Source organism: Arthrobacter sp. 01N444 (genome assembly GCF_056399305.1).
This window is the reverse complement of the sequence record NZ_JBFTRB010000022.1, coordinates 53497-71285: the sequence shown is the minus strand read 5'-3', so window position 1 is coordinate 71285 and position 17789 is coordinate 53497. Positions and strand designations below refer to the sequence as shown.

Genomic DNA, 17789 nt, shown 5'->3' with positions numbered 1-17789 from the left:
TTTTGGGGGCGGTTTAGACGGCCTCGTTGAGGATGGGCCCACGCGGGAACACGGCCCGTGTGATGCCGCCGGAGGTGGATTCGGACAGCTGGGTGAGGTAGTCGTTGCGCCGCCTCGGGGTAATCCTGGACTGGGGCTGGAACGGCTGCTCGGGGTCGTCGGCGTAGTGGGCGCTCAGGCCGTCGCGCATGAGCCGGATGGCTTCCGAACGCTGCTGGGACACCGCTGCGTGCGTGGATCCGAGTTCCGCGGCCAGGTCTTTGACCGTGCGGTCTCCGAAATAGATCTCCTCCACCACGTAGCGCATCCGTTCCGGAAGGGATTTCACGGCGGCCCGAAGGTACTGGAGCCGTTCGTCCGCGAGCACGGAGTGTTCCGGGGTGAGGGTTTCGGCGGCCAGGGTGTCCACCACGGCCTCGTCGAGGGGCGTCAATGTGCGCGAGGCATCCGCGAGCGCGGCCTCCACAACGCTCTGCTGGACGCCCAGGGCAGAGGCGATCTCGTCCACTGTGGGGGTGCGGCCCAGGGCGGACGCCAGGGTTTCCTGCACGGACATGGTTTCCTTGATCCGGCGGCGGGCGGATCGGGTGGCCCAGTCGCTGGCCCGCATCTCGTCTGCGAAGGCGCCAAGGATGCGCCGGCGCGCGAAAGCGCCGAACGGCACCCCGAGGCCTGGATCGAACGAATCGGCCGAGGTAATCAGGGCAATAGCGCCGGCTGACGCCAAGTCATCGCGAGAAAGGTGTGACGCCTTCGAGCACAAATCTGAGACGAGATACCCCACCAGCGGAAGGTGCTGCGTGACCATCTCGTTGCGTTCCACGCGATTCAATACTGTGTCCCCCCATGAGACCGGATCCGAAGGGTCCTCGACCCTTAAAACGCCGAGAGCCGCACCCAAAACCGACCGGTGCTCCCCCCCATTGGAGTCAGCGTTCGCAAGTAGGGCGCAGCACCCATGGAGGAAACCTATCACCTGTTCCAAGATCTGCGTGTACCCTCAGGGAAAAGCTGTGCGAAAAATGCGGTGACCGCCCCGAAGCTGTGATTCACGGGGCGGAAAGAGAATGGGGCACATGAGCGCAAGTGATCTCTCCGCGGCACTGTGGCAGGAGCGGCGGCAGCTGGAGCTACTCCTCTTCAGGCTGGAAACGCAGCGCCTGCACGTCGTGGCCGGGAATCTGGAATGGCTGAGCTTCATGGCCTCCGAGATTGAAACCGTGCTGGACCGCCTGCGCTTCGAAGCCCTGGCCCGGAGCGTCGAGTCCGCTGCCGTGGCGGCCCAATGGGGCCTGCCGGCACAGACCACGCTCGTCGAACTGATTGCGGCCGCGCCCGCCGGGCCATGGCCCGAGATCCTGCGCGAGCATCTGGACGCCCTGCACGCACTCCTGGCCCGGCTGGGCGAGGCTTCCAGCGTGAATGAGGACGCGCTGCGGAGCCTCCCGATGCCGGGACGCGCCGGCCCGGCGGGTACGGCCGGGCTTCTGGACCAGCTGACCATGGGAGGAAACCTGGAGCGGTCCCTCGCCGTGCTCCGGCGTTCAGCCCAGCCGCTCCTGGCCCAGTATCTCGGCGGGGACCATGTCTGATCCGGTGCGGGTCCTCAGCCGTCGGCGGGAGTGGCGCGCGGCGGCATGAGGCCGCGCAGCGCTTCCTCGGCGTCCGGGCCCGCTTCCGCCGCCGCGAGGTTCGCCGCCGCGATGGCTTCGATGACTTCCCGGCGCTGGATCGGCACACCGCGGGGCGCCTCAATGCCTATCCGAACACCGTCGCCGCGGCCTTCCAGAACAGTGATGACGATGCCGTCGCCGATCATGATCTGTTCGCCCGGCTTGCGTGTAAGTACCAGCATCCTCTCAATCTACCCTTCAGTCCGGGGAGCATCGTACGATTCCCGCCGGTTCTGCCATGTCGGTTCGGGCCCGGCGGGGCGCCCGTCGATCCAGCCCACGGGCAGTCCCAGGCCATTGACGCTTTCAGGCGACCCGGTCTCCGAGGCGCCGACCACCGCTACCGCGGTCACGTTGAGCTGGGCGGACAGCACGCCGACCCAACGCGCCGTGTCCTCGTGCTTGCGTCCGGCATCGACCACAACCCAGACCTGGTCGGCGGAGAGCGCCGCCACGGACGGCACCCGGGCCAGGGCGTTGCGGGCTTTGCCCAGTCCGAACGCCACCAGGACGGTGCGCTCCGTCACCACGGCATGGGCGCGCGCGGCCGTGGCACTTTGGCGTCCGTCGACGTGCAGGTGGCCATAGGCGGAGAGCTCACCGGCGGTGCGCACATCGGCACCTCCGGAGGCCATGGACATGGCCAGGGCGGTATCCATCGCGTCCTCCCCCAGCCCGATCAGGAGCACGAGATCGCCGACGCCGGTCAGCGGACCCGGAGCCGGGGCACCCGCAGCGTTGCCCGGCGCGACGGCGGACGGGTGCACGACGGCGCCGGCAACGGCCGCCGCCGGGTGCGCGGGGCTCCCGACGTCGGCGGCGGGCGCTGCGGCGGGCGGATCTGTGGGGGTCCGGAGCCCGGTACCGAGCTGTTCCAGCAGCTCGGCGAAGTCCCGCGATTCGGTGGACACACCGGCAGGAGCGGGCCGGTGCAGGCTCAGCTCGGCGGCGTCCGCCTCCTCCAGGAGTGCGGCGATGGCGGCGCCCTGCAGGTGATGGGTCGGGGCGGCGGGCCGTGCCGGCCCTCCGGCCGGGCCCGCCTGCGCTGCGGTCCGGGCCGCCGGCGGGGCCGGTGCTGCCGCCGCGGCTCCGGCGTCGTACTTCCCGGCGGGGGTCCCGGCGCCCGGAACGGTGCCCGGAACAGTGCCCGCGGAAGCCGCCCCGGCGGTGGTCTCCCCGGCGGTGGTCTCCCCGGCGGGACCACCAGTCGCCGGGCCGGAATCGGCCCCGGCCAGGATGTCGGCGTCAGGCACTACCTCGCCGGTGACGACCTCGTGTTTGGACTGGAGCTCGATCATGGCCTCGTAGCGGTCCTGGGCGAAGAGGCCGGCGATTCCGGGGCTGCTGACGCGTTCGGCGGACACGATCCGGGCCGCCGGACCGTACAGCTGTTCCGCCTTGCGGCGGATTTCCTCGAGCGAGGCTCCCTTAAGCCGATAGCGGTTCGGCATGGCGCACCACTCCTACTGTTTCGATCCGGACGTTGGCGGAGGTCACCTCGCGGTAGGACAACACGGGCACGGATCCCGGCTGCGCCCCGACGAGGCGGTAGATGGCGGGCCGGAGCGCGGGTGCACAGACAAGCACGGCCTGGCGGTTGGCGGCGGCCGCGGCGTCGACGGCGGACCGCACCGAGCGCAGGACGGCGTCGAGCCGTTCCTGCCCCATGACGATCTGGCTGCCGCCCTCCGCGGGCCGCATGTCCTCGAGCATGTGTTGTTCCAGGACGGGGTCGATCATGATGACGTTGAGCACCTCGCCGTCCATGAACTTGGCCGTGAGGGCGGGGCCCAGGGCCTGCCGGGCGGCTTCCACGAGCGATTCCGGATCCGTGGAAATCTTGGCGCGGAGCGTGAGGGCCTCGTAGATCCGGGCGAGGTCGTTGATGGGCACCTGCTCATCCAGCAGGCCCTGGAGGACGCGCTGCAGCTCGGCGAGGGATAGCAGGGCCGGGGTCAGTTCGTCGACGGCGGAGGGGCTCTGCTTGCGCACGCCCTCGGTCAGCACCCGGACGTCCTCGCGGGACAGCAGCCGGGCAGCGTTCGCCGCGACGATCGAGGACAGGTGGGTGACCAGGACGGAGACCCGGTCGATCACTGTGGCACCTGTCATTTCGGCGTTGTGGCGCATCTCCCCCGGAATCCATTTCCCGGCGAGCCCAAACACGGGTTCGATCATCGCCGGGCCCGGGAGCGAGTCCAGGTTCTCGCCCAGGGCGAGCATCTGGCCGCTGGGGGCCGTGCCGCGGCCGGCTTCCACGCCGGCAATCCGGATGGCGTAGGTCGCCGGCGGCAGGTCTACACTGTCCCGGGTGCGCACCGGCGGGATGACCAGGCCAAGTTCCATGGCGATCTTGTGCCGCAGGGACCGGACCCGGGCCAGGAGGTCATCGGAGGCGCCGGAGACCATATCCACGAGGTCAGGTGCGAGCAGGATCTCCACGGGGTGGATGCGCATGTCTTCCAGCAGTTTCTCGTTCGGATCCTGTTCCGGGAAGTTCAGCGCGGTCGACTCAGCCTCCCGGGCCGTTTCCGCCAGCTGTTGGCTTGCCGCGGTCCGGCGGGAGGCGATGAACAGGCCGGCGCCTACGACGACGAACGGAATCGGGGGCATACCGGGGATCAGTGCCATGGCGACGGCGGCGACGCCGGCGATCATGAGGGCGTTCGGTGACTGCAGCAGCTGGGTGGAGGCCGTCCGCCCCATGTCGGACTCGGCGTTGGACCGGGTCACGATCATGCCGGTGGAGACGGCCATGAGCAGTGCCGGGATCTGGGTGACGAGCCCGTCGCCCATGGTCAGCAGGCCGTAGGTGTTCAGGGCGTCGCCGATTTCCAGGCCGCGCTGGACCATGCCGATGGCGATGCCGCCGACGAAGTTGATGATGATAATGATGATGCCCGCGATGGCGTCGCCCTTGACGAACTTCGAGGCGCCGTCCATGGCACCGTAGAAGTCGGCCTCGGCAGAGACTTCGGCCCGCCGCTCCCGGGCCTGGGTGTCGGTGAGGAGGCCGGCGTTGAGGTCGGCGTCGATCGCCATCTGCTTGCCGGGCATGGCGTCGAGGGTGAAGCGCGCGCCCACCTCGGCCACGCGCTCGGCGCCCTTGGTGACCACGACGAACTGGATCACCACGAGGATGAGGAACACGACGGCGCCGATGATCATGGAGCCGCCGACCGTCACCTTGCCGAAGGCTTCAATGACCTGCCCGGCGTATCCGTTGCCCAGGACCAGGCGGGTTGAGGCGACGTTGAGGCCGAGCCGGAACAGCGTGGCCACCAGCAGCAGGGACGGGAACACCGAGAAATCCAGCGGTTTCTTGACGAACATGCTGGTCAGCAGGACCAGCAGTGCCAGCAGGATGTTGCAGACGATGAGGAAGTCGAGCAGCGGCGCGGGAACGGGAACCACCAGCAGGAGCACGATCCCCACGATGCCGATGGGCACCACCAGCCGGTTCAGCCTGTTGTTCATGGTGCTGTCCTTTCACAGACGCTGATTCCCGAAGATTTCGTGCCGTGTTGCACGCTGTGGAGCCTGCCGTGTTTCATACGGTGGCCACCGTGGTGGTCATGCGGTGCATCCCGGCGGCGGCGCCCCGGGCCTTGAGTGCCATGACGAACGCGAGGACGCCGGCCACCGCCCGGTAGAAGTCCACCGGGATCTCGTCCCCCAGCTCACAGGCCCCGTGGAGGGCCCTGGCCAGCGGGATGTCCTGGACCATGGGCACGTTCTTTTCCTCGGCTTCTTCCCTGATCCTCGCAGCCACGTGGCCGGCGCCCTTGGCAACGACGCGGGGTGCGGATTTTCCGGGCTCGTATTTCAGGGCCACCGCCACGTGCGTGGGGTTGACCAGGACGACGTCGGCGTCCCCGATCGCCGCGATCATGCGGTTGCGGCTCATAGCCATCTGGCGCGCCCGGCGTTGGGACCGGATCAGCGGATCGCCCTCGCTGTTCTTGTTTTCGTCCTGGATTTCCTTCTTGGACATCCGCGTCTTCTTGCGGTTGCGCCGCATCACGACGAAGAAGTCGGCCGCGGCCAGCACGATGCCGGCGGCCACCGCGAACTGGACCAGGGCGGCTATCCCGCCGGCGGCGGCCTGCACTACCCCGGCGACGGGCAGTCCGCCGGCGGTCAGCAGCACCGGAACCAGTCCCTGCACGACGGTGTAGAGCACCAGCCCCACGACGCTTGCCTTGAGCAGCGCCTTGAGGCCGCCCCACACGGCCTGCGCGCCGAACAGCCGCTTGATCCCGGCGAGCAGGTTGAAGTGTTCGAATTCGAGCCTGAATTTCTTCAGGTGGACACCGCCCTGGAGGGCCGAGCCGGCGAGGACGGCCAGGAATACGACAACCAGCAGGGGTCCGACGATCCCGGCGATGGACGCGAAGCCGGCTTCCAGCGCCCGGACGGCTTTGCCGGGGTCCGGGGCGGACACGATCCCGCGGATGCTGAAGAGCTGGTCCGTGGCGGCGTTGGCGGCCCGGTCCACCGTGCTGGGCAGCATCAGCGCGGCGGCGCCGACGCCGAGCCAGGCGGTGAGGTCCTGGGAACGGGACAGCTGGCCCTTGGAGCGGACCTCCCGCATTCGTTTCTCGGTGGCTTGCTCGGTCTTTTCCTGTGAATCCGCCATCAGCCCACCCCCAGTACGGCTTTGGCGGCCTGCCCGGCGAGGCTGGAAACGAGTCGGGGCAGGGCCAGGAACATGAAGCCGGCCAGCGTCAGGGTGAGCAGGATCTTCAGCGGGAAGCCGAGGGAGAAGGCATTCAGCGCCGGGGCCACGCGGGTCAGCAGGCCGAGCCCGACGTCGGCAAGGAACAGGACCACCAAGAGGGGGCCGGCGATCTGCACGGCGGCAAGGAACATGCCGGACACCGCCGCGATCATGGCCTGCACCGGCTGGGCCAGGTCGATCCCCCCGGCCAGCGGCAGGGCGGCAAAGCTGCCGGTGAGGCCGGTGATGACGAGCTGGTAGCCGTCGGAGGCGAAGAGCAGGGCCAGCGCCGCCATTTGCAGGAGACGGGTGAACTGTGCGCCGTTGACCATCATTTGGGGGTCGTAGGCCTGGGCCATCTGGAACCCGCTGAAAAGGTCGATCAGGCTGCCGGCGGACTGGATGGCGGAAAAGATGACGAGGACCAGGAAGCCCAGGACCAGCCCGGTGACGAGCTCCAGGACCACACCGGTGACGAACCCGGCGGTGTCCCGGGGCATGTAGCCGCCGGCCAGGCGCTGCGTCACCGCCAGGCCCAGGCCCAGCCCCAGCATGGCTTTGACGCGCCCCGGAATGGCGTGGTGCGAGAAGGGCGGTGCCACGACCAGGAAGGCGGTCATCCGGACCGTAGCCAGCAGCAGGACTTCAAGCCAGGCCGGGTCGATGGGGATGCCCACCTCACAGGCCTCCGAGCAGGGACGGAATCTTCGCGAAGAGGTCGTTGGTGAAGCCCACCATCTCCGAGATCATCCAGTGTCCGCAGACAATCAGGGCCACGGCCACCGCGGCAGCCTTCGGCACGAAGGACAGCGTGGCTTCCTGCAGCTGCGTGATGGACTGCAGCAGGGAGATGGCCAGGCCCACCACCAGCGCCGTGACCAGCACGGGCGCGGAGAGCTTGGCGGCCACGATCATGGCCTGGAGGCAGATGTCCAGGACCGCGTTGGCGTTCATCCTGAACCCGCATAGCTCTGGATGAGCGCGGTGATGATCAGGCCCCAGCCGTCCACGAGCACGAAGAGCAGGATCTTGAAGGGCAGCGAGATCATGACGGGCGGGAGCATCATCATGCCCATGGACATCAGGGCCGCGGACACCACGAGGTCAATCACGAGGAACGGGATGAAGATGACGAAGCCGATGATGAACGCGGCACGGAGTTCGGAGATCATGAACGCCGGGATGAGGGTCTGCAGCGGCACGGCCTCAGGCGTGGCCGGGTTCTCGGCTCCGGCGGCACGGGACATCAGGGCGATGTCCTCCTCGCGCGTGTGGGCGAGCATGAAGTGCTGCAGCGGACCCGATGCGGCGCTGACGGCACCGTTGAAGTCCAGTGTGCCGTTGAGGTAGGGCTGGACGCCGAGGGTGTTCATCTCGTTGATGACGGGCCACATCACAAAGATCGAGAGGAACAGAGCCAGCCCGGCCAGGACCTGGTTCGGCGGGATGGAGGGCAGGGACAGCGCGTTGCGGGTCATTGCCAGGACCACAAAGATCTTGGTGAAGGACGTCATCATCAGCAACAGCGAGGGCGCAACGGCCAAGAGGGTGATGCTGATCAGGGTCAGGACAGCGGAGGAAGGTTTCCCGTCCATCCCGTTGATCTGGATGTTGATGTTCCCGCCGTCGGGATTGGCAGGGTCGGCCGGGGGCACCGGCGCAACAGGGTCGATGGGTGCGGCGTGGCCTGCCGAGGCGTTGAGCCACAGCAGGAGGACGGCAAAGAGCACGGCGGCGAGCCCCAGGGCCAGGAGCCTGAGGGGTCTTGCGCCAGCTGGTCGCGGGCGGGTGGTGCTGGTGGGGAGCGGGAAGATCAATTGCGGCGTCCGCTCCTGAGCGCGGCGGCAGCCTGCTTCCAGGTGGAGCCGGACAGGATGGAGCCGTGCAGCGGCGGATGGGCCGACCCGCCGCCGGCGCTGACGCGGCCGGCGTGGCCGCGGGCCGCGGAGCCGCGGTGAAGGGAGCTGCGGCGGGACGGCGGCAACTCCCGGACACCGTTCTGACCGTCGGCGAAATCGTCGGCGTCGACACCGTCCGCAAAATCGTCGCCGTCAGCGGCGGCATCACCTGCCGGCATGGCCGGCTGGCTGCTGAAGTGGTTGCCGGCGAGCGGGCTGGCGTCAGCGAGGATCCGGGCGAAATCGCCCAGGCCGCGGCTGGTGCCGGGGACCGCGACTTCTTCGGGTTCGGGCGGAATGTCCCCGGTGTGCAGGACGTTGACGGCGTGCTCGGTGACGCCCAGGAGGAAGCGCTGCCCGGCGGCGTCGACCACCACCACGGAGGCTTTTTGTCCGAGGCTCTGCCGGCTGACGATGGTCAAGGCGCGGTCAGCCCGGCGCCGTCCGGTGCCCTTGCCCAGCCGGTGCTGCAGGAACCACATGAGGCCAAGCACCGCGCCCAAGGCCACGACTACCCGCAGCCCGAGGATCAGTGCGTCCATTCAGCTGAGCCCCTCGGCCACGTCGAGGATCCGGGTGATCCGCACCGCGTAGTCCTGGTCGAGGACCACGACTTCGCCGTGCGCGATCAGGCGGCCGTTGAGCAGGACGTCGGCCGGGGCGCCGGCGGAGCGGTCCAGTTCGATGATCTTGCCCGGTTCCAGCGACAGGACGTCCCGGACCGACATCCGGGTGCGTCCGATCTCCACGGTCAGGGCCATTTCAATGTTGTTGATCCGGCCGAGCCGGCCGGCCACGGTGTCCCCGCCGGCGAACAGGTCCCCGCCGCGTTCCTGGCTGTTGCTGTGTTCGCGGAGCCGGACGGCGAACCAGGCCGCAGCGTTGCTGCCGTCGGAGAGTTCAAAGACGGCCGTGTCGGGATCCGAGAGGAGCCCTGAGACGTCGGATTCACGCAGGTCGGACAGGACACCGGCCCCAAAGACTGAGCTGGCGCTTTCCATCGCGGGGCGCAGCACGTCGGTCACGGAGACGTGGCCCAGCTGGGACCCCGCGCCGGCGGCCTCGTCAAGGAAGGTGCGGTCGCTGAGCATGAGGGCGAGGTCGGCGGTCACCGCGCCGACGAAGGTCGCCGTGACCGCCTGCCGGGCGTAGGCCGCCGCGGACCGGGCAGGCACCAGCGCGACAACCTTCAGGGCCACCGGGCTCGGGAGCTCCTCGACGAGCCGTTCCGCCGACATTTCGTGCTTGGTCAGGGTGATGCTCATCGTTGGTTCTCCTCGATTGTGACAATTACTGCGGCCGCGCGGGAGCCGTTGCGGGCCGGGGCGGCAGTGGCCAGCCGGGTTCCGTCCAGGGTGAGGTCAAAGGGCCGGTTCTCCAGGTGCGGCAGTGTCAGGACGTCACCGACGGCGAGACCCAGGACCTGGCTCGGGGTAACGAACGACGTCGAGAGCCGTACGGACAGTTCCACCGGGACCTGCTCCAGTTGGGCGCTGACGCGGGCGGCCGCGTCTTCGCGGGAGTCGGTCGGGTTGACCTTCTTGAGCCGTCCCAGCAGGATTCCGGCCGGAACGGCCAGGGTGGCGGGCGCGTTGACGTCGCCGACGCTCATGGTGAAGGAGGCAACGATCATCAGTTCGCTGGGTGCGGCGGCCTGGGCGAACTGGGAGTTGTATTGGATGGTGTCCACCCGGACGGCCTCGCTGAGCAGCGGGCCCAGGGAATAGCCGAGGTCTTCGAGGGCCTCGTCCATCAGGCCCTTGATCAGCGCCTGCTCGATCTGGGTGAACTTGCGGTCCGGCATGGGCGAATCGTTGGTGGCGCCGAGCATGCGGTTGACCCAGCCGAGGGCGGCCGGGCCGGGGAACTGCACCACGAGCTTGGAATCGTGCGCCTCCACGGTGCACAGGACCATGGCGGTGACGGCGGGCAGCGAGGCGGCGTACTCGTCGTAGCTGAGCATGCTGACGTCTTCCAGGCGCACCACGGACTTGACACGGACCTTGGCGGTGAGCTGGGTGCCCCACTGGCGGGCGAAGGTTTCGAAGGCGAGCTCCAGCACCCGGCTGTGTTCGCGCGCGAGCGTCGCAGGACGGCGGAAGTCATAGACGCTGACGGTCCGCTCCCGTGCCACTTCCCGCTCATCCAGAACACTCACGGTTGCCACTATCGGCATGGGAACTCGTGGCGTAAGCAGAACGCCTTAGGCAAAACACAGAGGCAAAAATACAGGCAAAACTCCGGCAAAGAACCCAGGCGATCCGCCGTAGCCCCGAACGGCTACTTCTCGCTGAGTTTCAAGGCCTCCGGAATCAGTGCCCGGACGACGTCGGGCTTGTCGGAAATGACCACGATGTCCACCCGGCGGTTTCGCTCCATGAGCGCCGGCGTGGAGTCGTCGTTGACCTGGCGGGCAGAACCGAACGCGACGGCACCGATCGTGCCGGGGGCTATGCCGCCGCGGTCCACCATGTACCGCAGGACATTGACGGCGCGCGCCGAGGACAGTTCCCACGTCGAGGGGTAGGCCGTGATGCCGTTCGCGGCGTGGCCTTCGACCATGATTTCCATGCCGGCCGGTTTGAGGACCGGTGAGATGACCTGCAGCACCCGGGAGGCCCGGGAGGTAAGCTCGGGCCGGTCAGGTTCGAAGAAAGCCTGCGATCCGACGAGCTTGACCGTCAGGCCGCGCTGGTCGATCTGGAACTCGACGTTCTCGCTCAGCCCGGCTGCCGCCAGGCCGGCCTGCATTTTCTGCTGCAGCGCCTTGAGTTTGTCCACTTCCTTGATCGCTTCAGCCATATTCTCGGGGGATGCGGTGGCCGCGCCCTTGACGGCGGCGAACGCCTCGAGGTCCTCTTTCACGAGTTCCGGCGGCACCACTGTGCCCGACGCCGTATCCACCGTTTCCGTCGCGACTGCGCCGAATCCCGTGGCCAGGGAGTTGCGGAGCTTTTCAAACTTGTTGGCGTCCACCGTGGACATCGCGAAGAGGACGATGAACATGCACATCAGCACGGTGACCATGTCCATGTAGGACGCCATCCAGCGTTCGTCGACGTGGTGTTCTTCCGGCTTCTTCCGCCCGCGCCGCCTCGGGCTCACGCTGCCTCGTCCATCCTGTCGGACTTGTCAGCGCCGGCCTTCTTGCCGGAGCTCTTGAGCTGGTGCTCGGGGACCATGGCGCGGAGCCGTTCGGCCAGCAGAAGCGGCTGGGCACCGGACTGAACCGACAGCATGCCTTCCATGAGCAGCGTCATCCGTTCGATGTCCAGTTCCGAGAGCCGGGCCATCCGGGCGCTGAAGGGAAGCCAGATGAAGTTGGCGGACAGCAGGCCCCACAGGGTGGCGACGAAGGCTGCCGCGATCATCGGGCCGAGGTGGTCCGGGGTGGAGAGGTTTTCCAGGACGTGGGTCAGGGATACCACGGTGCCGATGATGCCCACGGTGGGGGCATAGCCGCCGAGACTCGCGAAGAATTTGGAGTTGGCGTGATCGCTCCGGGACTTGGAGTCGATCTCGTCCTCCATGAGCATCCGGAGGTCCTCGGCGTCGGTGCCGTCGGCGATGTTCTGCAGGGCACGGGCAAGGAAGGGGTCCTTGACGCTGGCCGCTTCCTCTTCCAGGGAAAGCAGGCCCTCGCTGCGCGCCTTTTCGGCGAAGCGGACCATCTGGTCAATGCTTTCCTGCGGCTTGGCGGTTTTGCCGAGGAACATCTTGGGGAGGGCTTTGAAGGCCTGGACGACGTCTTTGAGGGTGTTTCCGGCGATCCCGACGGCGAGCGTGGCGCCGAAGACCAGGATCATGGGGGCCGGGAGGAGCAACGCCGACAGGCTGGCGCCCTCGAGCGACACCATGGCGATAACGGAGCCAAAGGCGAGGAGCAGTCCGATGACTGTTGCGGGATCCATCGTTACTTTCTGGGTTGCGCGGGCGCCGTGGGACCGGCGCCGTCGTCGTAGGGGTCGTCGTCCGGGTCTTCAGTCCGGACCAGGCTGAGGGGATAGCCGGTGATGGCCGGAAAGTCCCGGGCTTTGCTCAGGATGTAAGCCCGGTACTCTGCGATGAGCTCGACCACCTCGGCGAGGCTTTCGAGCACCACGTAGGCGGCGCCGTCGAGTGTCACCAAGTGCGTATCCGGGCTCTCGTGGATGCGTTCAATGAGGTCCGGATTGACCGCGAAGCGCGTTCCGTTGAGGCGTGTGACGACGATCATGGGCCGATTCTGCTCTGTGAGGGGAAGGGTGTTCTCCTCCGTACTGTCGGCAGCCGGGGCCCCTTCGTTAGGCGCCGTCGTCAGGCGCCTTGTCAACGTGCCGGTGCCCGGGGGCGGCCGGCGCAGCAACATTCCCCGTGCCAAGGCCGCCCCGCGGTATTAGGGTGGGATCTGACGGGGCCACCCGGCCCGCCCCGTTGGACGTCTGCTCCACCGCAGTTCGTCCCGTGCAGTTGGCCCAGTGCCAGGAAACGACGGCCGCCCGCCTCATCAGGAAGGCCAGCCATGGCGTCATTTCCGGATTTTGAGCAGCCGTTGAACCCGTTTCCCCGCTACGCAGCCATGCGGGACAGTGAACCCGTTTTCCAGGACCCGGACACGGGCGTCTGGCACGTGTTCCGCTACGACGACGTGCAGCGGGTCCTGTCCGAGCACGCCACTTTTTCTTCCCGGATGGGCGGGGACAACCCCTCCGAAACGGGCCAGCTCTTCGCCGCCAGCCTGGTCAACACGGACCCGCCGCGGCACCGCCAGTTGCGTTCGCTCGTGACGCAGGCGTTCACACCGCGGGCAGTCGAAGCGCTCGCCCCGCGCATCTCGGAACTGACCGGCGAGTTGCTGGAGCCGGTGGTGGCCGGCGGCGCCACGGACCTGATCGAACAGCTCGCCTATCCGCTTCCGGTGATCGTGATCGCCGAACTCATGGGCATTCCGGCCTCTGACCGGGACCGGTTCAAGCTGTGGTCCGACGTGATCGTGAGCCAGACCCGCCCGGGCGCCGACGATTCCGTCCACACGGCAGCCAACCGGGAAATGGCGGAGTACTTCATGGCCATGATCGAGGAGCGGCGGCACCGGCCGGGCAATGATTTGATCAGCGCGCTCCTCGCGGCCGAGATCGACGGGCAGAAGCTCAGTCCCATCGAGTTGCTGGGATTCTGCAGCCTGTTGCTCGTGGCGGGAAACGAGACCACCACCAACCTGATCGGCAATGCGGTGCTGTGCTTCACCGAATCGCCGGGCACGGCGGAACGCCTCGTCGCCGAGCCTGCCCTGCTCCCGCACGCCATCGAAGAGGTGCTGCGCTACCGCTCCCCCGTCCAGTCCATGTACCGGCTCTCAGCCGTCGACACGACCGTGCGCGGCCGCACCATCCCGGCAGGCTCGCCGATCATTGCCTGGATCGGCTCGGCGAACCGCGACGGGGAGCAGTTCCCGAGCCCGGACGAGTTCGACGTCGAACGCTCACCCAACCGTCACCTCGCCTTCGGGCAGGGCATCCATTTCTGTCTGGGGGCGCCCCTGGCGCGGCTGGAGGCCAGGATCGCGCTGGAGGCCGTGCTCTCACGGCTGCCGGGGCTTGCTGTGGACCCCGACGCGCAGTTGGAGCGGATGGAAAGCATGATCGTCTACGGGGCGAAACAGCTTCCCGTGACCTGGCAGGCTGCCTGACGGCGGGCACGGCGTCAGGGGCGGCGATCGTGACCGTCTCCGGTGGCCTCGAGGGCGGCCCCGAACCATGTCGGCAGGTGGCGGAGCAGGTCGTCCTGGTCGTCGCCGATCCATGCGACGTGGCCGTCCGGCCGGAGCAGGACCGCGGGCGCGTCCAGTTCCCCGCTGGTGTCCGCGACGTGGTCGATCCGGTCCGCCCATCCTGCCACGGAGAGTTCGCCGGTCTGGTCCAGCAGGAGCCCGCGGCCTTTGCGGGTGAGTTCGTAGAGACGGCCCCGCGACAGAGGAATGTCGCGCAGTCGCCTGCCGAGCAGCTCGGGTCCTTCGCCGAAGTCGTAGCGGACCCCGATCGCGGTAATCTTCTCGGCCAGGAAACGGCTGACGTCCTCGAAGTCCATCAGCTCGCTCAGCAGCCGCCGCACGGCCTGCGGGCCGGGCTCGGTGGACAGCAGCTCGCTCTGGGCGCGGGTGATGGTCAGCACGCCTTCGGCGACCGGGTGACGCTCGTCGTAATAACTGTCCAGCAGCCCGTCCGGCGCCCACCCTTTGACCTCGGCGGCGAGCTTCCAGCCGAGGTTGAAGGCGTCCTGGATGCCGAGGTTCAGTCCCTGCCCTCCCAGTGGCGGGTGGACGTGCGCCGCATCGCCGGCGAGCAGAATGCGGCCCACCCGGTATTGCTCGGCAAGCCGGGTGGCGTCGCTGAAACGGGACAGGGAGCGTGGTGAGTGGACGCCGAAGTCGGTGCCTGCGAACGCCCGCAGCTGCGTCCGGAACTCCTCCAGCGTCGGCGGGACCGAGCGGTCCTCGGCCACGGCCGCCGCGGGCACGACGGCGCGGTACAGGCCGTTTCCGGCGGGGCCGATGCCGAACCCCTTGTGGGTCTTGCGCACCTCCTCGGCCACCGCGGCCAGCTGGTCCGGCGCCGCGGTCACCTTCACCTCGCCCAGGAGCCACTCGGTCTTGGCCGGCTCGCCGGGGAAGCCGATGCCGAGCAGTCTGCGCACCAGGCTGCGTCCGCCGTCGCAGCCGACCAGCCAGCGCGAGCGCAGCCGTGTGCCGTCAGCGAGTTCGACGCTCACCGCGTCCTCGTCCTGCTCGACCCCTGCCACCTCGCAGCCGCGGCGGATCTGGGCGCCGAGCTCACCGGCGCGCTCGGCCAGCAGGCGATCGGTGACCGGCTGGGGGATGCCAAGGACGTAGCCGTGTGCGGTGTCCAGGTTCACCGGCCGGGGCTTGTCGATCCCGGCGAAGCGACCCACGCCGCCGGGATACTGTTGCCCGTGGGCGAGGAACCGGTCCAGCAGCCCGCGCTGGTCCATGATCTCGATGCTGCGCGGGTGCAGGCCGAGCGAACGGACCGCCTGGCTCGGCTCCGCGTCCCTCTCCAGCACGAGCACGTCCACGTCGTGCAGCCGCAACTCGCTGGCCAGCATCATCCCCGTCGGGCCGCCGCCGCTAATGATCACGTCGAAAATATGGAACCCCAATCCCAGGAACTCACTTCCCGGATTGCCCGGCTGCGTCCCGCACCCTGAAATGCGGGGGTGAGCCCGATCAGTACTCGCCCTTGATCACGAAGTAGGAGCCGCGAATAACGCCCGCCAGCTTCGACTTTTGGCGGGCGAACTTGAAGCGCGGCGCCAATTCCTCCGGAACTTCCATGCCGTCGGCAAGTTTGAACCCCACCGCTCGCTTCCCGCCGTCCTCGATGCTGTACATGACGTTGACCGACAGCCCCGACTCGTAAAAAACATAGGCCATCCGCAAACCGTCGACTTCGAAGGCGGTCGCCTCCAGCGGGCGGGAGCCGATCACGATCTCGCGTTCGTCCCGGAGGATGCGGCTCACCCGGTCAACCACGTCAGGAACTTCGCCCGCGGGGCTCACGGTGAAGGCGTGGCCGTACTTATTCCGGTAATAGCGGGCCTCGTTGGCGCGCAACCCGGCGAGGGCCTCGGAGACGGGGGATGATTCCAAGCCGACGGTAGAAACGGTCTCGAAGTCAACGATGTACGGCATGTGCCCTCCTGGACAGACGTGTTGGGACCAATGCTAACGCGACGACGTGCTGCCGGACGCCGGAACGCAAACGCCCCCTGAGGGTGTGATCCGGGGAGACAGCTCCGGGTCCGGCAATACCGGGAACCCGAAGCTGTCCCCCGAATCCTTAAGGGACAAGCATGATTCCGCTCATTAGCGCTTGAGCTGGGTCAGTTCCTGGAGAACCTCATCCGAGGTGGTGATGATGCGGGCGTTGGCCTGGAAACCGCGCTGCGCAACGATCAGGTTGGTGAATTCCTGGGACAGGTCCACGTTCGACATTTCCAACGAGCCGCCGGTCAGGGTGCCAAGGCCGGGGTCGCCCGCAGCACCGAGCTGCACGCCGCCGGAGTTTCCGGTTGCGACGTAGGAGGAGCCGCCGGCCTTCTCCAGGCCGCCCGGGTTGGTGAACTTGGCGAGGGCGATCTTGGCGAGGACCTGCTTGATGCCGTTGCTGAACGACCCGACCAGGGAGCCGTCGCTGCCCAGCGTGTAGGACTCGAGCTTGCCGACGGGGGCACCGTTCTGGCCGCTGACGGTCAGCGAGCTCATGGCGGCGTAGCCGGAAACCTTGGAGACATCGATGGTGATGCCGTTGACGGTGACGTTGCCGCCGGCGGTGGGCTTGCCGTTCGTGTAGGTCACAGACCCGGTGGCTGTGGTGCCGTTGTCGTCGGCCGCGATGTTCCAGGTGCTTCCGGCCTTGGTGAAGGTCATTGACACACTGCGTTCGGTGCCGGCGGCGTCGTAAACCTTGACGAGACGGTCCAACTTGGTGCCGTCGACGGCGTCGCTGGGCAGGTTTCCGTCCAGCGTCACCGAGTCGGTCTTCTTGGCCACCATGGTGTTGGGGTTCAGCGTAATGTCGCCCACGGGGCCACCCGCGTTGATCACACCGTTGGTGGCGGTCCAGCCCTGGAGGATGCCGCCGTCGGGGCTTACCAGCTGGTTGGCTGCGTCCGGGCTGAACGCGCCGGCGCGGGTGAAGAGCTGGCTGCCGCCCTTGCTGGTGACGAAGAAGCCGTCACCGGAAATCATCAGGTCGGTGGCCCGGCCGGTGCTCTGCGATGAGCCCTGGGAGAAGTTGGTGGTGACGCCGGCAACCCGGACGCCCAGGCCGATCTGGGCGGGGTTGCTGCCGCCCGTCGCGGCCTGCGGGCCGGTGGCGCCCTGCTGCAGCTGGGACAGGGTGTCCTGGAACTGGGTGGAGGAGGCCTTGAAGCCTGCGGTGTTGACGTTGGCGATGTTGTTGCCAGTAACGTCCAGCATGGTCTGGTGGGCGCGGAGGCCCGAGATTCCGGAGTACAGCGAGCGGAGCATGGGAACTGCCTTTCTACGGGTGAAGAACTGGTTAGGAAGCGGCCGGAGCGGTAAGCCCGGTGATGGAGTCGAGGGGAACGGAAAGGTCGCCGATCGTGACGGACGGAACCGATCCCGCATAGCTGACGGAACTGGCGACGCCGGTCCCGGTGGTGCCGTCCGCGAGGGTGTAGCCGACCGAGTGTCCGATCAGCTGGGCTGCCGCCGTCCGCATCTGGAGGGAGAAGCCCTCCTTGCTGTTGGTGGTCAGTTCGGTCATTTTTTCCATCATGGAGAGCTGAAGGGTCTGGCTCATCATCTGGTTGGTGTCCATGGGCGCGCTCGGGTTCTGGTTCTTGAGCTGCGTCACGAGCAGGGACATGAACACGTTGGCATCCATGGTCTGCGAGGGTGTCCGCACGGCAGAGGCCTGGGTGGCCTCCCCCGCCGCCGTTACCGGCTGGGATGCGATCGGCTGAATCGTCATAAGT

The 17789-nt window shown here is 67.7% G+C and carries 20 protein-coding genes; 2 read left to right on the top strand and 18 right to left on the bottom strand.

The genetic code is table 11. The features are described from left to right. Nucleotides 1-13: 13 nt before the first annotated feature. Nucleotides 14-832: a sigma-70 family RNA polymerase sigma factor gene (locus tag AC1DKN_RS19360; RefSeq protein ID WP_026538956.1), complete on the bottom strand. Its 819-nt coding sequence runs from the start codon at nt 830-832 to the stop codon at nt 14-16. A 244-nt stretch (nt 833-1076) separates the two neighbouring features. On the opposite strand from AC1DKN_RS19360, the gene flgN reads away from it, so the two are divergent. Then, a complete protein-coding gene (gene flgN / locus AC1DKN_RS19355) occupies nt 1077-1592 on the top strand; it encodes a flagellar export chaperone FlgN (protein ID WP_476857540.1) in 516 nt (171 codons plus the stop codon). 14 nt (nt 1593-1606) lie between these two features. Here flgN and AC1DKN_RS19350 read toward each other — a convergent pair whose 3' ends face one another. The 13 genes from AC1DKN_RS19350 to AC1DKN_RS19290 all read right to left on the bottom strand — a co-directional run bounded on the left by AC1DKN_RS19350 (nt 1607) and on the right by AC1DKN_RS19290 (nt 12507). Continuing rightward, nucleotides 1607-1855: a carbon storage regulator gene (locus AC1DKN_RS19350; protein ID WP_026538957.1), complete on the bottom strand. Its 249-nt coding sequence runs from the start codon at nt 1853-1855 to the stop codon at nt 1607-1609. Nucleotides 1856-1864: 9 nt separating this feature from the next. Beyond that, nucleotides 1865-3124 (bottom strand): hypothetical protein, encoded by a 1260-nt coding sequence (locus AC1DKN_RS19345; RefSeq protein WP_476872224.1) that lies wholly within the window; start codon nt 3122-3124, stop codon nt 1865-1867. After that, a complete protein-coding gene (locus AC1DKN_RS19340) occupies nt 3102-5150 on the bottom strand; it encodes a flagellar biosynthesis protein FlhA (RefSeq protein ID WP_476851538.1) in 2049 nt (682 codons plus the stop codon). The genes AC1DKN_RS19345 and AC1DKN_RS19340 overlap by 23 nt, the downstream gene beginning before the upstream one ends. A gap of 73 nt (nt 5151-5223) precedes the next feature. Continuing rightward, the gene (locus AC1DKN_RS19335; RefSeq protein WP_476872223.1) at nt 5224-6312 is read right to left on the bottom strand and encodes an EscU/YscU/HrcU family type III secretion system export apparatus switch protein; all 1089 of its coding nucleotides are present in this window, start codon (nt 6310-6312) and stop codon (nt 5224-5226) included. Further along, nucleotides 6312-7070 carry a flagellar biosynthetic protein FliR gene (locus AC1DKN_RS19330; RefSeq protein WP_476872222.1) on the bottom strand — a complete coding sequence of 253 codons (759 nt, stop codon included), beginning with the start codon at nt 7068-7070 and terminating at the stop codon, nt 6312-6314. Before AC1DKN_RS19330 ends, AC1DKN_RS19335 begins: the two co-directional genes overlap by 1 nt. A gap of 1 nt (nt 7071) precedes the next feature. Beyond that, nucleotides 7072-7347 (bottom strand): flagellar biosynthesis protein FliQ, encoded by a 276-nt coding sequence (fliQ, locus tag AC1DKN_RS19325; RefSeq protein WP_079555610.1) that lies wholly within the window; start codon nt 7345-7347, stop codon nt 7072-7074. Further along, nucleotides 7344-8210, bottom strand: a complete 867-nt coding sequence (gene fliP / locus AC1DKN_RS19320; protein ID WP_476872221.1) for a flagellar type III secretion system pore protein FliP — start codon at nt 8208-8210, stop codon at nt 7344-7346. The genes fliQ and fliP overlap by 4 nt, the downstream gene beginning before the upstream one ends. Then, a complete protein-coding gene (gene fliO / locus AC1DKN_RS19315) occupies nt 8207-8833 on the bottom strand; it encodes a flagellar biosynthetic protein FliO (RefSeq protein ID WP_476851541.1) in 627 nt (208 codons plus the stop codon). The genes fliP and fliO overlap by 4 nt, the downstream gene beginning before the upstream one ends. Then, on the bottom strand, nt 8834-9556 hold the full coding sequence (gene fliN / locus AC1DKN_RS19310; protein ID WP_028277087.1) for a flagellar motor switch protein FliN: 723 nt from the start codon (nt 9554-9556) through the stop codon (nt 8834-8836). After that, nucleotides 9553-10449 (bottom strand): flagellar motor switch protein FliM, encoded by an 897-nt coding sequence (locus AC1DKN_RS19305; RefSeq protein WP_223914317.1) that lies wholly within the window; start codon nt 10447-10449, stop codon nt 9553-9555. The genes fliN and AC1DKN_RS19305 overlap by 4 nt, the downstream gene beginning before the upstream one ends. Nucleotides 10450-10571: 122 nt before the next feature. Continuing rightward, on the bottom strand, nt 10572-11396 hold the full coding sequence (locus AC1DKN_RS19300; protein ID WP_079555607.1) for an OmpA/MotB family protein: 825 nt from the start codon (nt 11394-11396) through the stop codon (nt 10572-10574). Further along, on the bottom strand, nt 11393-12202 hold the full coding sequence (locus AC1DKN_RS19295) for a motility protein A (RefSeq protein ID WP_028277084.1): 810 nt from the start codon (nt 12200-12202) through the stop codon (nt 11393-11395). Before AC1DKN_RS19295 ends, AC1DKN_RS19300 begins: the two co-directional genes overlap by 4 nt. A gap of 2 nt (nt 12203-12204) precedes the next feature. Then, the gene (locus AC1DKN_RS19290) at nt 12205-12507 is read right to left on the bottom strand and encodes a flagellar FlbD family protein (RefSeq protein ID WP_018775806.1); all 303 of its coding nucleotides are present in this window, start codon (nt 12505-12507) and stop codon (nt 12205-12207) included. 285 nt (nt 12508-12792) lie between these two features. Between AC1DKN_RS19290 and AC1DKN_RS19285 the strand changes: the two genes are divergently transcribed. Next, nucleotides 12793-13959 carry a cytochrome P450 gene (locus tag AC1DKN_RS19285; RefSeq protein WP_476857546.1) on the top strand — a complete coding sequence of 389 codons (1167 nt, stop codon included), beginning with the start codon at nt 12793-12795 and terminating at the stop codon, nt 13957-13959. 14 nt (nt 13960-13973) lie between these two features. Here the strand turns inward: AC1DKN_RS19285 and rox are convergent, their stop codons facing one another. The 4 genes from rox to AC1DKN_RS19265 form a co-directional block, all read right to left on the bottom strand. Continuing rightward, nucleotides 13974-15434 carry a rifampin monooxygenase gene (rox, locus tag AC1DKN_RS19280; RefSeq protein ID WP_476872231.1) on the bottom strand — a complete coding sequence of 487 codons (1461 nt, stop codon included), beginning with the start codon at nt 15432-15434 and terminating at the stop codon, nt 13974-13976. A gap of 79 nt (nt 15435-15513) precedes the next feature. After that, nucleotides 15514-15978, bottom strand: coding sequence for a phage tail protein (locus AC1DKN_RS19275; RefSeq protein WP_223914319.1), 465 nt, complete (start codon nt 15976-15978; stop codon nt 15514-15516). 174 nt (nt 15979-16152) lie between these two features. After that, a complete protein-coding gene (locus tag AC1DKN_RS19270; RefSeq protein WP_028277079.1) occupies nt 16153-17319 on the bottom strand; it encodes a flagellar hook protein FlgE in 1167 nt (388 codons plus the stop codon). A gap of 31 nt (nt 17320-17350) precedes the next feature. After that, nucleotides 17351-17785: a flagellar hook assembly protein FlgD gene (locus tag AC1DKN_RS19265; RefSeq protein ID WP_018775811.1), complete on the bottom strand. Its 435-nt coding sequence runs from the start codon at nt 17783-17785 to the stop codon at nt 17351-17353. Between the last annotated feature and the right edge of the window lie 4 nt (nt 17786-17789).